Origin of the sequence: Fluviispira multicolorata (genome assembly GCF_009208585.1) — a bacterium.
GTDB classification, from domain to species: domain Bacteria; phylum Bdellovibrionota_B; class Oligoflexia; order Silvanigrellales; family Silvanigrellaceae; genus Silvanigrella; species Silvanigrella multicolorata.
Map to the genome: position 1 here is coordinate 169,913 of NZ_WFLN01000005.1, position 13,898 is coordinate 183,810.

12 protein-coding genes are annotated in these 13,898 nt (G+C 32.8%); 7 read left to right on the forward strand and 5 right to left on the reverse strand.

Features of this window, described 5'->3' with window-relative positions; all coding sequences use genetic code 11:
• Positions 1–74: 74 nt before the first annotated feature.
• The 3 genes from GCL57_RS04325 (at position 75) to GCL57_RS04335 (ending at position 2,304) form a co-directional block, all read left to right on the forward strand.
• On the forward strand, positions 75–605 hold the full coding sequence (locus GCL57_RS04325) for a DUF2058 family protein (RefSeq protein ID WP_152212051.1): 531 nt from the start codon (positions 75–77) through the stop codon (positions 603–605).
• 63 nt (positions 606–668) lie between these two features.
• A complete protein-coding gene (locus GCL57_RS04330) occupies positions 669–1,799 on the forward strand; it encodes a DsbA family protein (RefSeq protein WP_152212052.1) in 1,131 nt (376 codons plus the stop codon).
• 34 nt (positions 1,800–1,833) lie between these two features.
• Positions 1,834–2,304 (forward strand): c-type cytochrome, encoded by a 471-nt coding sequence (locus tag GCL57_RS04335; RefSeq protein ID WP_152212053.1) that lies wholly within the window; start codon positions 1,834–1,836, stop codon positions 2,302–2,304.
• A 6-nt stretch (positions 2,305–2,310) separates the two neighbouring features.
• On the opposite strand, the gene GCL57_RS04340 is transcribed toward GCL57_RS04335, so the two are convergent.
• Complete coding sequence (locus GCL57_RS04340; protein WP_152212054.1) at positions 2,311–3,042, reverse strand: response regulator; 732 nt, start codon at positions 3,040–3,042, stop codon at positions 2,311–2,313.
• 229 nt (positions 3,043–3,271) lie between these two features.
• Between GCL57_RS04340 and GCL57_RS04345 the strand changes: the two genes are divergently transcribed.
• Complete coding sequence (locus tag GCL57_RS04345) at positions 3,272–4,144, forward strand: CheR family methyltransferase (protein WP_152212055.1); 873 nt, start codon at positions 3,272–3,274, stop codon at positions 4,142–4,144.
• On the opposite strand, the gene GCL57_RS04350 is transcribed toward GCL57_RS04345, so the two are convergent.
• Positions 4,145–5,527 carry a GNAT family N-acyltransferase gene (locus GCL57_RS04350; RefSeq protein ID WP_152212056.1) on the reverse strand — a complete coding sequence of 461 codons (1,383 nt, stop codon included), beginning with the start codon at positions 5,525–5,527 and terminating at the stop codon, positions 4,145–4,147.
• A gap of 115 nt (positions 5,528–5,642) precedes the next feature.
• Positions 5,643–6,530, reverse strand: coding sequence for a phosphatidate cytidylyltransferase (locus GCL57_RS04355; RefSeq protein ID WP_152212057.1), 888 nt, complete (start codon positions 6,528–6,530; stop codon positions 5,643–5,645).
• Positions 6,531–6,671: 141 nt separating this feature from the next.
• Here GCL57_RS04355 and GCL57_RS04360 point away from each other — a divergent pair, with 141 nt between their 5' ends.
• The 3 genes from GCL57_RS04360 to GCL57_RS04370 are packed head-to-tail and all read left to right on the forward strand — an operon-like array spanning position 6,672 to position 10,663.
• Positions 6,672–8,756 (forward strand): Hsp70 family protein, encoded by a 2,085-nt coding sequence (locus GCL57_RS04360; RefSeq protein ID WP_161597593.1) that lies wholly within the window; start codon positions 6,672–6,674, stop codon positions 8,754–8,756.
• A gap of 4 nt (positions 8,757–8,760) precedes the next feature.
• Complete coding sequence (locus tag GCL57_RS04365; RefSeq protein WP_152212059.1) at positions 8,761–10,206, forward strand: hypothetical protein; 1,446 nt, start codon at positions 8,761–8,763, stop codon at positions 10,204–10,206.
• Positions 10,190–10,663 carry a hypothetical protein gene (locus GCL57_RS04370; RefSeq protein ID WP_152212060.1) on the forward strand — a complete coding sequence of 158 codons (474 nt, stop codon included), beginning with the start codon at positions 10,190–10,192 and terminating at the stop codon, positions 10,661–10,663. Before GCL57_RS04365 ends, GCL57_RS04370 begins: the two co-directional genes overlap by 17 nt.
• A 72-nt stretch (positions 10,664–10,735) precedes the next feature.
• On the opposite strand, the gene GCL57_RS04375 is transcribed toward GCL57_RS04370, so the two are convergent.
• The gene (locus GCL57_RS04375; protein ID WP_152212061.1) at positions 10,736–11,746 is read right to left on the reverse strand and encodes a C1 family peptidase; all 1,011 of its coding nucleotides are present in this window, start codon (positions 11,744–11,746) and stop codon (positions 10,736–10,738) included.
• 755 nt (positions 11,747–12,501) lie between these two features.
• A complete protein-coding gene (locus tag GCL57_RS04380) occupies positions 12,502–13,512 on the reverse strand; it encodes a C1 family peptidase (protein WP_152212062.1) in 1,011 nt (336 codons plus the stop codon).
• Positions 13,513–13,898: the final 386 nt, after the last annotated feature.

A 13,898-nucleotide genomic window follows, 5' to 3' on the forward strand; every position in this document is an offset into this window, starting at 1 on the left:
AAAAACGATTTTGAAATCAAAATTGACATTGTATGAAAGTCGAGTGAAGGATGCATGGTGAGGAGGAGTGAAATATGAGCTTGAGAGACCAGCTACTTAAAGCAGGGCTTGTTTCAAAAAAACAAGCACAAAAAACAGAAGCCGCCAATCGAAAACAAACACATGATTCTAAAAAGAATAAAGAGCTTGCAGATAAATTAAATGATGAAAAGCAAAGCGAAATACATAAAATTGAAGAAGAAAAAAATACGCGAAGAGAACTTGATAGAGAGTTAAATAGACAGCGTGATTTATTAATGAGTCAAAGAGAATCATATTATCGCTCTTTACAAATTCTCAATAGCAAGAGTTTAAATGATAGAAGCGCAAGTGAATGTTACTTTTTTGCTGAAGGTAAAAAAATTCGTAAAGTTATGGTAAATTCATGGCAAAGAGAAATGCTTGCACGTGGAAAAATGGGTATAGGAAAACCTCATTCTGAAATCGATGAATTTGTAATTATACCTTTGACTGCTGCACGGGTGCTAAATGATATTTATCCTCAAAAACTTATTACGTTGCATTCAGAAATTGATGATACTGAAGAGTTGGAAGATGGATTTTAATATCAAACTGTATTAAAATATTTAATTATAAAATTATTATTTCTAATTAACATCGGAGTTATAATGAGTTTAAATGATAAAAAAGATTCAAACTGGAGTACAATAAAAAGTGTTGGCTTTCTCTTTGGAGGAATTGTCTTAGGAAGTTTACTGACTGTCGGAGTTGTTATTTCTAAAAATAATAAAAAAGCTGTCGATATTTCCGATGCTGTTGGAGTGCCTTTATTAACTGTAGATGGCAAGACATGGACGACGACAGATTTACCAGGTGATTCTCTTATGGAATATTTTGATTTAGAAAGAAACATCTATAATGCACGTCAAGGTATTGCAAGTCGTATTGCAGTGCGCCTTGCCCTTGCTAAAGATGCAGGAATGACCATAACAAATGATAAGCTCCCAAAAATTGAAGATTTGTTAACTATCCAGCCCGTATCTGATATTGATACGCAAAATTATTATGATCAAATAATTGCAAAAATGGGGCCAGGATTCTTTTCTGGAAAAAGTTATGAGATGATAAAATCTCAACTCCAACAGCAGTTAAGTCAGCAAAAAATAGGGCAAATTTTAGAGACAAAAATAAAAGATCTTGAAGATGCAGGAAGAATTAAAGTACTTGTAAAACCTCCTGTTTCTCCACCTGTTAAACTAAATTTATCTGGTTTTCCTGTGCGTGGAAATCACAATGCTTCTACGACATTGGTTGAAGTTGCAGACTATATGTGTGCACACTGTCGAGAATCTGAAGGTGCGATTGAAAAAATATACAAAGAATATTCAAATAAAGTTAAATTTGTGCATGTAGCATATCCTTTAGCACCACTTGGATTGAGTGGATCGCTCGCGCGTGGGGCGTATTGTGCGACTGAGCAGGGCGATAAAGAATTCTGGAGCTATCATAAAGAAGCTTTTTCTGTTCCTTTTTCAAAAATGCAACCACCAAGTGGTGTTGATGCCGAAAAAGCTTTTGATAACGAAACAATCGAAGTTGCAAAATTAGCAAAAATTAATATTGAAAAGTTTTCCGCTTGTCTTGGATCAGAAAATGCGAGAAAATATATTGAAATCGTACAAAAACAATTTAATGAAAATGTTGGTTTTTCTGGAACACCGACATTTTACTTAAATGGAAGTATGATTCAGGTAAGTCCACAACAACTTGCCTCAACTTTAAGAGTGGCTTTAAATTGAGTTTGTGTTTCGTTCATTTTTTAAGGAGGATATTATGAAAGCTCCAGCTCGGGTTCTTTTAATTTCTACAATTGTATCTGTTTTAGTTATGGGGGTTGCGCTTTTTCGTTATGGTTTATTAACAAAAAGTGGTTCTACAGGAGCAGTTTCTGAACCTCTTTTACCCGAAGTAACAGGTGAGGCGGCAAATGCAGAAGTTGGGAAAGCTCCAACTGCTAAACAATTGGCAAACGGTAAAGATCTTTATACCACAAAAACATGTGGTGTTTGTCACGGTGCAGATGGAAAAGCTGATAGCCCCACTGCAAAAGCAATGAAAGCAACTAATTTAGTTTCTGGAGTCTTTCATAATAATAAATCTAAAATGGAGCCTGTTGCCTATATTGCAAAAGTTATTGCAGAAGGTGTGCCCGGAACTGGTATGGCAAGTTTTAAAGCGCAAATACCGAAAGAAAGCGATAGAATGGATTTAGCAGAGTATGTTCATTCATTGGCAAAAAAATAAATTAAATTAATCAATTTTTGTTGCTCTTTGCGGAATATATTCAAGGCATTTATTATTTAATAAAGTTTTAATAGCAAATGCTCTTGTATTATCTGTAAAATATTTGAACTCCAGTCCTGCGCAATATTCTCCATTATGATTCATTGCTCCATTCCAAATAATTTCCCCAATACCCGATATTTCTTCTCCACTTTTAAAAATAATTTGAAATTGAATATAGGCTCCAGCGTTTAATAGGGTTGTGCCTGTAGGAATAAGAGCGCCTCCTCTTCCTATTTGGAATTGAGCAGCACTTTCTTCATTAAGAATAAAAATATTTTCTTCAATGGCAATGTCTTTAGGTTTTACTGCATAGCGTTCGTTTGGAGGTAAAATAAACCATTCAATTGAGTTTAATAGATTGAGCAGGTCAAAAGGTTTCGCAAAGAGACCTTCAACACCATGTGCATGTAATTCTTCACGAGAGTTATCTGAGTAGGCAGTGATAAAAACAAATACAGGCTTATTTAAATCTATTTTCTTTGTTTCATCTAAAAATTCGATACCATTTCCGCCTGGCATACGAACATCACTTATAATAAGATCAATTTTATCATTTTTGACAATTCCAATGGCATCTTTTCCATTTTTAGCTTCAAGTGTTTTTGCTCCAATATTTTGTAATTCATATACAAGCATTTCCCGTAAATCAGTTTCATCATCAACTACGAGGACAACCTGATCTTTTAGAATGCTCATAAACAGCTCCTATTTAATCAAAAGATTAAAAGTTTTATGATTTATGTTAAACTTAATTATTTTTAAAACATATTCATCACTTAAAATAGTAAGCTAGAGATGGATAAACTGACAAGCTTTGGTTTGTGTTAGAAATCCGACGCAAATTTTATATTTTTGCATAGAAAGGCCGAAGAGAATTAAGAGTAAATATAGAGCTTTAAACGTTTTAACTGAAAGTTATAAAAGCGTGGCTGAAACAGAACAAAAAATTCCATTGCCTCATGATGTTTTAATGACGGATACAAATGGATATTCAATTTTAGCTAAGAAATTATTTGAACACACTGGAATTTTTATGGATCCTTGTGAGAAAAACTATTCTCTTATGTCAAATAGGATGCAAAAAATTCTTAGAAAATATAACTGTGTTAATTATCAAGATTTTATTATTATTTTAAATGCCAATACGAATAATGAAGCTAAGGAAGATTTTTATCAGGCATTAACTACAAATACAACCCAATTTTTTAGAGAAAATGAGCATTTTAATTTTTTAAAAGCACAAATGCCAACAATTGAAAATTATTTAAATACGGAAAGAAGAAAAGAATTACGTATTTGGTGTGCAGCAGCGAGCACAGGCGAAGAACCTTATACAATTCTTATGGCAACACTCGAAGCATTAAATCCTTTAAATAATATTAAAGTTAAAATAACTGCAACAGATATTAATACACTTGTTTTAGAAAAAGCAAAAGTTGGGGTTTATAAAAAAGAGTTACTTGAGAGTATCCCTGCAGGTCTTATTCTAAAATATTTTGAAAGAAATGAAAATACAGGTGAAGGTTTTCTTCAGATCAGAGAGAAATACAGATGTATGATAGAATTTTCAAAATTTAATTTGAATGCTGAAGGTTATTTTTTTATGAATAAGTTTGATATTATATTTTGTAGAAATGTATTGATCTATTTTACTCCAAAAGCGGTTGAAGAAGTTATTATTAAATTGTCTAAATGTCTCGATAAAAAAGGGTATTTATTTATTGCTCACTCTGAAGCAATTATGGGCGATAAAAATGGTTTAAAATCAGTTGCAGCTTCTGTCTATCAATTTAAATAATTATTTTGAAAAACCTAAATGTTTTGCAATCGTAGAATAAATTTTATTCCAAATAAATTTATCTATTACAACTTCTTTGGAAAGAATTCCTTTTGCATCGAGCATTAGAGGAGTTTCTTTTGATTTTTTTTCATTGGTCTCACTTTTCCAAGCCAATTGTACGGGTTGAAATCCAACACGCATATACAGTTGTTTTAATGCTACGGGAGCGCTTGTTAATATATGTGTGTGACCTGACTCTAAAACTATTCTGACCACATGCCGAATCATATTTATAAAAATATCACTTTCTCTATAATCTTTTTCCCAAGCAAAACGTGAAATTTCTACGAATTTTTTTGACCACAACCAATCGGGCATATTTATGATATAGGAGGCTATTTCACAACGACTTTTATCTTTATTATTAAAAATAATTCTTAAAGTAGCAACAGCTTTCTTGCCAACTTTACAGATGACATGTCTTGAAAATGTATCAAATTTATCTTGTAATCCACCATATGGATTTTCTACTAAAGTATCTCCCACTTTAATAAAAGCTTCAGTTGATATTTCAATTTCTTCAAATAAACTGGTTTTTCTTAATTCCATAATCTTCGCTGTTTCATCTTCAGATGCATAATAAAATGTGAGACTTTTTTCTATAATTGAAACTGGAAGTTTTTCATTTCTCAACTCTTGTGGCGTGACGTCGACACCGCAAAAGAGAATATATTCTACCATCATCTGCATAAATGCATTATTAATGTTTGTAAACTCAACATTGACTGCATATCTATCAATTAAGTTTGTTGTATTTGAGCTTTCCGTATTTATTATTTTTATATGAACTTCAAATTCTCCTTGAAAAGGGAGATACATTTTAAGAGTGAGTGGAAGATTGGGAATAAGAGTCTTGTTGCGGGCAGAAGTGACTAAATACATTCCATTTGCATAAAAACTAATGACTTTAAAAAGAAGTTTTTCTTGAAAGAAAAAGGGATCATTGCACCAAGCATGTGGACCAAAAATTTCTGGAACTTCAAATCTTTTCATTTGAATATTAGGATCTGTTACTTTAGGTTGATCGATTATAAATGAAATTCCAAAACGTAAATACATTTTATCGTCTATGGTTAAATTTGATATATTAGCAATTTTACCTTTGACATAAGTATTAATTTTTTCTTGAATTGTATAATGAATTCGTACAATATCATCTAATTTTGGGTAGGTTGATAATTTTTGATCGACAATTAAAACATTCATTCCCCAAGGAGAAAGGTCAGTTGCTTCTCCTTTTACAGAATGAACTTCACTATCGTCTTTTAAAAAAACTTTTATACCTTCACCTAAATGAACTGTTCGTCTTGACTCTCGACGTCTATTTGTTTTTCCGCTCATATGTTGGATCCAGTTAAAAATCTTTTTATAAAAAAATTAAGAAACAATATCTTATAAGAGATTCGGATTTTTGTAACTTTAAAAAAAGGAGGGAAAGTAAAAAGGTGTCAAAAATTTACTTATAAAGTGAAAAAAACAAAAATGCGACAGGAATTCCAAGGATAAGAGAGTCAATGCGATCTAGAAATCCACCATGTCCAGGAAGAAGGTGGCCACTATCTTTATACCCACCCGCGCGCTTGAAAGCACTTTCCATAAGATCTCCAATTTGTCCCGCAATTCCCATGCATACTCCTACTACAATAGAAAACCATGGAGGAAATGGAAGGTTAAAAAGTTTTGCAAGGATAAGTGCTGTCAGACCACTAAAAAACAGCCCACCAAGCGCACCTTCGATACTTTTTTTAGGAGAGACTTTTGGAATAAGTTTGTGTTTACCAAATTTAGAACCTATGAAATAAGCTCCTGTATCACCCATAAATACAGTGGCAAGGCAGAAATAAAGTTGAGCACTGCGATAAGATCCTTCAAAATGAATGAGACTGAGGCTTGTTAAGCACGCAGCTGGAAGGGCTAGATAAATGAATCCTGCTATTACGTTAAGAAGCTTATTTGATGCTGTGTGCATATCATTTGCTCTTCTATAAATAAGAGCTGCAGAAATAAATAGGCAAAGAAATGTCCAAGATATAGGTATGATAAGGATTTTTTGTGGTTCCTGCGCAAAAATAATACATGAAACAGAAAATGAAATAATAAGAAAAGCATATGAAAAACCAACAGCAAAGTGCTTAGCTTTAAGTTTTGGTCTAGGCTGCTCGATTGCGCTTGTGCCGTCTAAAATATTCCAACGCAGTGCTGCAAACTCGGTTCCTGACAGGAAAATTGAGATTGTTGTCACGGTTACGAAAAGAGGATAAAAAAGAGAGGCTGGAGAGAAGCTAAGAATATAAATTATGACTGCAGAAAATACAGCAGCAGTAATCAGTCGCGTTTTAAGCATATATAAAAAACCATTCTTTCAATTTGAATTATAACTATTCCGGCTTAGCCGGTTTGCATTATGCAATATGCCATAGTAATCACACTCTATCAAATAGACATGCCCGCACCTGAGCTAGGAGCGCACTTTGGAGTCTGTAGCATGAATGTTCTTCAGTTCAAGAAAAAAAATAAAGAAAATAACAGAAATAATAGTTATAGTTCAGAATCTTTTCAGAAGATACCACAAGGGGCATCAGCGATAGGTATTGATCTTGGTACAACAAATTCAGTTGTTTCCGTATTCTCTATTGGAGCTACTCATCCTGTTACGTTAGAATATGAAGACTCATATCTTGTGCCTTCAATGGTCTTTTATGATCAAAATGATAATAATAATTTTGTTGGTAATAAAGCGAAACTACAGAATGAATTTGCGCCTTCTGAGGTTATAAAAAGCACTAAAAGAAGTATGGGGAAAAATAATTCTTTTTTTCAATCTAATGAAAAGCAATTCTCTGCAGAAGAAGTGGCTTCACTTGTTTTAAATTATTTAGTTTCTCACTCTGTTTTGCAGGAAGAAAAAGAAAAGTTTGGTGGCATTTGGGCTGTTATTACAGTCCCTGCACATTTTGATGATGCCGCTCGTCTTGCAACAGTTGCTGCTGCTGAGAAAGCTGGAATACATGTTCTTCGCATTGTAAACGAACCCACTGCGGCTGCTTTAGCTTACAGCATGATGCCTGAAGATAAAAATACAGAAAAAGAAACACTGGCTGTCTTTGACTTGGGCGGGGGCACATTTGATGTCAGCATCGTCGATCGAGATGGTCTTATTTTTAATGTATTAAGCAGTGAAGGAGATGTGCATTTAGGTGGAGATGATATTGATGAAGCTATCGCAAATTCTCTTTTAGAAAAAGTTCATCCTCAGTTGGTTGCACGTCGGTCTTCAAAAGCATCAGAGCTTTACCGAAATCTATTAATTTTAGCTGAACAAGCAAAAAAAGGACTGCAAACTGAAGGGATTTATCTTGTGCAAGCAAATAATCTCGACGGAAAAGGTTCATCCATTGAACTCGAATTAACTCGTGAACGTTTTGAAGAAATGGTTGCACCTATTTTACAAAGAACTTTATTTTTGACTGAAAGTGCAATGCATGCTGCTAAAAGAAATCCAAAATATATATCCCGTATTTTACTTGTTGGTGGAAGTACTCGTCTTGTTTTAGTGCGGAAAATGCTTTCAGATTATTTTTCTTGTATTGTCGATGCACGTTTAGAGCCTGATTTAGCTGTGAGTTGGGGAGCATCTTTACAAGCAGCCATTATTTTAGGAATTCAGCCAGACACTATTTTAGTTGATGTGTGTAGCCATTCACTGGGTATTGGGGTTGTTGAAAATACAGAGGCCATAAATGAAAATTTTAAGGTTGTAGCTAAAAAATTTGGAATTCCATATCCAATATCTGAGCAGGAGTTACATAGAAAACTAGGTGCAAGAATAGAGGAATTTAATAATGAATTGCAAAAATTGTTACATGTAGCTCCAATTTTACATCGAAATAGTGCACTACCAGCAAGGAGATCTGAGTTTTTTAATACAATTTATCATAATCAACATGCAGTGCATGTTGTTGTTGTCCAAGGCGAAGGGGACAGCGTGGGTGAAAATAGATTGATTGGTTCTTTTTTATTTGAATTGGAACAACCTTGCCCTAAAGGAACACGCTGTGAAATTCAATTAACATATGATGTAAATGGAATGGTCCACGTTTTTGCAAGGCAGCTTGGTACAAAAAACGAAGCTAAAGCTCAGTTTGATAGTCGTACAGGTGAGGTAATTGGTTGGACTGCATTAAATCAAGAGGAAGAATTACAGTTTGCGGAAAAAGAGAATGTGAGAAAAGTTGATGAAATATTTGAAAAAATAGAAGTGTCAAAACAAATAAATAACAATTCGGCTCATGAAAATATTGTTTCTTTTCCATTTGGTAGAAAAAAAGAAATTATTGTCCAATCTGAAATTCTTGAATATGAATGCGAACCCGAAATTATTAATGCATTAATTTTACGTGCGAAAAGATGTTTAGGAAAAATGCAGAAAGGATCTTCTGAATTTAATAATTTATTAAATATTTTGAAAAGCTACTCTTCATTACTTTTAAAAGCACAGCAAGGTTTTGAGAATGATGATGAAATAGAATTAGTTGAAAATAATTTACTTGCTTTGTTGGAAGGAAAATAAAGCGATGTTGAATTTAATTTCAAAAAAAATTATATCTGAAATAACAAATAATTTTGAACTATTTGAGAAATATTTATACACACCAACATCTATTAAAGACTTTAAAAAATTTCTAATTAATTATAGAGGCATGAAAGTTCCTGGCACTCCTCAATCATATAATCGTGATGAACTGTCAAAGCAGACTGCAGAAAATATTGTAAATTTTTTTATTAATATTTTTGCAAAAGAAGGCCTTGCTGATCACTCTGAAGAAGAAATTCTTATCATTTTAAATGAAGTTGAAATGGGTGTTAATCTTTCACTTTATTATTGGTTTGGTTTAAATGACAGAAATTATCAATTTAGAACTTTAATTCATTTTTTTGAATTAGATGGTGTTGGTTCGGTTTTTCTCACTAAAAATAAACATGATTTTGCTGTTTCTTTAAGCGAGGATGGTATGCGCTTTGGGCTTGCCTCAAGTGAGCATGAACCAAAATATATGCCTGTTTCAAAAGTTTGTGAATTGAATTTATTCACAGAAATGGCAAGTGAAAGAGTTTTATTTGCTCGAATTCGAACAGTACAGCGTGAGATTTGTTTACTTATAGATGATTGGGAGCATTTAAATGCCATTTTAGCTGTAGAATATGGTAGAACTTTTCAGGATTTTCAAAATTTAAGAACAAAAAAAGCTGAAGAAGATCATTTGATGGTCGTGAGTAAAATGAATGCAAGACGTGATACTTTAGCGCAATGGTGTCTCGAATCTTTTTGTGATTTTCAAGAATGGATTGAAAAACTTTTTGAATTTAGAAAGTTTTCAGATGATATTTATTCTGAATTGCAAGCTGCATCTGTCGTACTTTTATCTGGATTGCAAAAAATATTCTTACCCGCATCTGTGAGTCGACATCGCTACTGTGAAAATGTTCCCAAACTTTTAGAAAGATATGCTCTTTCGAGAGTGCGCATGAATAAAGATGATGTTTCATCCCGACTGCTATTACAAGCTTGTCAAAGTGCTTTGGGCAAAGTATTTGATGCGACTTTATTTGATTTTGTAGATAAAAAACCATTTGAATGGGTCTTTTCTTTTGATCCTTCTGCGGCCATAAAGTCATTTTCATGGAGTTATTCTAAAGAACTTCATTTGGTTCTTAGCGCAATTTATGGAGTCTGTTGTTTTAAAAAATCGTTACCTAATCCGATTGATATAAATTTTTTATCAGATATCGCTACAACTATTCAAATGCCTGAAACTTTCCCAGCTGATTCAAATTTAAATCGTAAAATTTATGAAAATGAAGTAAATATCTTAGACGAAAAAATTCAAAATACGTTTAAATTATTGCTTAATTTTATTGATAAAAACGTGAAAGATTCAAAAAATACAAAAGAATTATGCCAATTTATTATAAAAAATCTTCAACCTACACAAGAGGCTTTAAATGGATCAATTTCATGAAGAAAAACATGAAGAAAATATGATCGTCCCACGTAGGAGAGCTGCAAGCGAGATTAAACTTTTACGTTTGGAATTAATTCCAAAAGGAAAGACTCCGTGCGAAGAAATCGGCAGTGAATGGTCTTCCGCACAACCCGCTGAAAATTTATCACCTTCAAAGGCTGCAGCTTGTCTTGGAATAGAAGTTTGGGCACCTGCATCTGTAGTAAAAAAAAGGTATAAAACTCTACAACTTCGTTATCCGTCAGATCAATTTGTAGAAAAGCATATTGAATGGAGACCTTCTGCAGATCTATTAGGAAATCCATTAAGCCGTTTGAATTGGTTTTGGCAGAGTGGTTTTATTCCCCTTCCAGAAAGCTCTTTATCTTTTAAAGAAAATTCACTTTGGGATAAAGAAAATGCGGAACCTATTTTAGACAGTTATATTGCATTAAAGCGTTTATCAGAACTTTAATTTAAATACATATCAAGATAATAAAAAAGAGCGTAAAGCTTATGCCTTACGCTCTTTTTTATTAATATTTTCTTACTTTACTTCGGTGTGATCCATTTCCATCGAATTAAAGAAGTTATAACTCATATAATAATTACCGCTTTCGCCTACTCTTGTTCCCCATGAATTGCGGATTTTAAAGAGTTTTTGAGTATCATCAAAGCCTATGATGACAATTTCATGCCCAGCATTGCTTCTGCCGCAGTAACTTCTACTACCTGCTTGATCGCAAGCCCAAAGACCACCATTGGTTTTTTTGCCATTGATAGTAAAGCTGAAGCCATTGATTCCATTGCTGTCAGCAGTTGAAAGAAGAGAGCCAATAGCAACTCTGTGGCCACTTTTAAGTGCTGCTTTTACCGCATTGATATCTCTTCCACCAACATAATTCCAATTGATTTTGGCTGCGTGTGATTTGTCACTCGTACTTTTGTACTGTGTTGAATTGACAGATTGATTTGGGTTTGGATATTTTGAACCAAAGCATTTGTTTTTAGGAATAATACCATAAGTCTTTAAGGGTTGAAGAATTTGAACGGCTGTATAGGCTCCATCCCAAAAATCATCGCCAAGATATTTGTTGAGGGCAAGGCTGCATTGTTGATCTATATAATCGCCCACATTAAGTCTGGCATCGAGAGCTGCCGTTGCAGCAAAAGTAACGCATGTTCCATACTGGCCTTGATCAAGAACAGGGGTGATTCCCATGCCGAGGTCAACAGCACCAGGGGATTTGTCAAAAGATATAATTGTGCTGTAGTTAGGTTCAGCTTTGATTTTAGTTTGATATTCTCTTACGGCCGCATCATTTTCATCCAACATTTCTTGCGAAGGATTGATAGTAAGAAGTTGGATTGTTTTACTTCCAGTAACAGCTTCTATATCTGTGCTCATTTCATATGGATCGACATCAACAGGAATTACTACTGATTGTGAACCTTCAACTGTGTAGCGAGGAGAGTTTTCACTGCTTGCTGCGTATGCAGCAATTGATAAAAGAGCGAAAGACGATATGACAGCTTTTGCTTTCGAAGAATTACGCATAACGAGTCTCCTTTAAAAAGAATTTTAGGTTAACTGTCGAACAACTTCGCACAGTGAGTGTAGTATTTTACAGTAATTGTAAGAATTTGTTCTTATATAAATTAACCTTCTAAACGATAAATCAATTTAATAGCAACGTAAAGATTCGTGTTTCAATCTCTAAAAATATTCTTGATTGATTACCATAACTAAAAAAAATAGTTTTTATTCTTTCAGAAAAAATTTTTTAAAATAATATTTTTTTTTATTATTATAATAGATATATTAAGGATTATAGAGAATATATTTTTGAATATTGAATGACATATTTGAGTTTATTTGTGTTGCACTCATTTTGCTCTGTCCGAATTTTATTTTAGGCTATCTAGTCAATTAATTGGTTTATTTTTGTTCTTTTTTATTTTTTTAAAAATTACATATAATTGATTTAATAAAAATAAGGTAACAATAATTTTTATTAAATAATAATATTCTGAAGATAAAAAAAAATTACTGCAAATTAATTTGTAAAATATTTCAAGATATATTTTTGTACAAGTAAATAATTAATTATCATTTATGTGTAAAATGAGGGATAAATTTTGGGCATGCATTTTTAATGTTTTCTTTGAAAAAACTTTAGAAAATATGTCAAGAAAATGACTGTCAATTTTGAGATTAATATTAATTAATTAAACGGTTATTGAAAAAATTTCTCTCTAATAAATGAAAAGAGACGTAAGAAAATTTATTACGTCTCTTTTGTTGAATTAATATTATTTAATTTCAGTATGATCCATTTCCATCGTATTAAAGAAATTATACGTCATATAATAATCACCGCTATCACCTACTTTTGAACTCCAAGAATTGCGAATTTTAAAGAGCTTTTGACTGTCATCAAAGCCTATGATGACAACTTCATGACCTGCATTGCTTCTACCACAGTAATTTTTACTACCAGGTTGATCACAAGCCCAAAGTCCTCCGCTCGTTTTTTTGCCATTAATTGTAAAGCTGAACCCTCTCACTCCTGTGTTGTCAGCCGTTGAGAGTAAAGTGCCAATTGCGACTCTGTTGCCATTTTTGAGCGCTGCTTTTACCGCATTGATATCTCTACTACTTACATAAGTCCAATCCATCTGACTTGCAAATGATGTATCACTCTTGTCAGAATATTGATCTGGAGAAACTTCTTGATCAGTATCTGCATAAGTTGAACCAAAACATTGATCTTTTGGAATAATTCCATATGTTTTTAGCGGATCAAGAATTTGTTCCGCCGTGTAAGCTCCATTCCAGTAGTCATTTCCAAGATATTTATTAAGAGCAAGACTACATTGTTGATCAATATAATCTCCAACCTTTAATCTGGCATTGAGCGCTGCGGTGGATGCGAAAGTGACGCATGTTCCATGTTTCCCTTGATCGAGAACTGGGGTGTTTGCCATGCCGAGGTCGACTGCACCAGGTGATTGATTAAATGGTATAATTGTGCTGTAGCTTGGTTCCATTTTTATATTAATTTTATAATTATTTAAAGCGACATCATTTTCTTTAATCATTTCTATGGAAGGTTTAACTTTGAGAAGCTGAATTGTTTTCATTCCTGTTAATGCTTCTAAGTCTGTGTTTATTTCATTTGGATTGATTTTCACTTGAATTGTGGTAGGGAGAGAACCTTCGATCGTGTAACGAGGAGTGTTCTCGCCACCACTTGCGTTTGCAGCGAGTGAAAAAAGTGTAAATGACGATATGACTGCTTTTACTTTCGAAGATTTACTCATAACGAAACTCCTTTAAAAAAAGTTTAGACTAATTATAGAGATATTAATTACTGTAAAAAAAATTTGCAGTAATTGTTTAAATATATTCATATAAAAATTAGCCATTCAGACATTAAATTAATTCATTACTATCGTAAAGTTCTGAGTTATTTCTTTGTTCTTAATTTTTATAGATTACCATAACTAAAAAATAGAAATTCAAAAAATTTTTATAAAAAAATTTTTTGAATTTCTATTTAAATGTCATTATTGATTATATATTGAGAATTAGAAAGAATGTTTTAAAGGTTGCATTAAAAATAAGTGAGTTAATATTTAAAAGCATGTGTTTGTTGAGTTGCAATTTTATTTTAGGCTATCTAGTCAATTAATTGGTTTATTTTTTT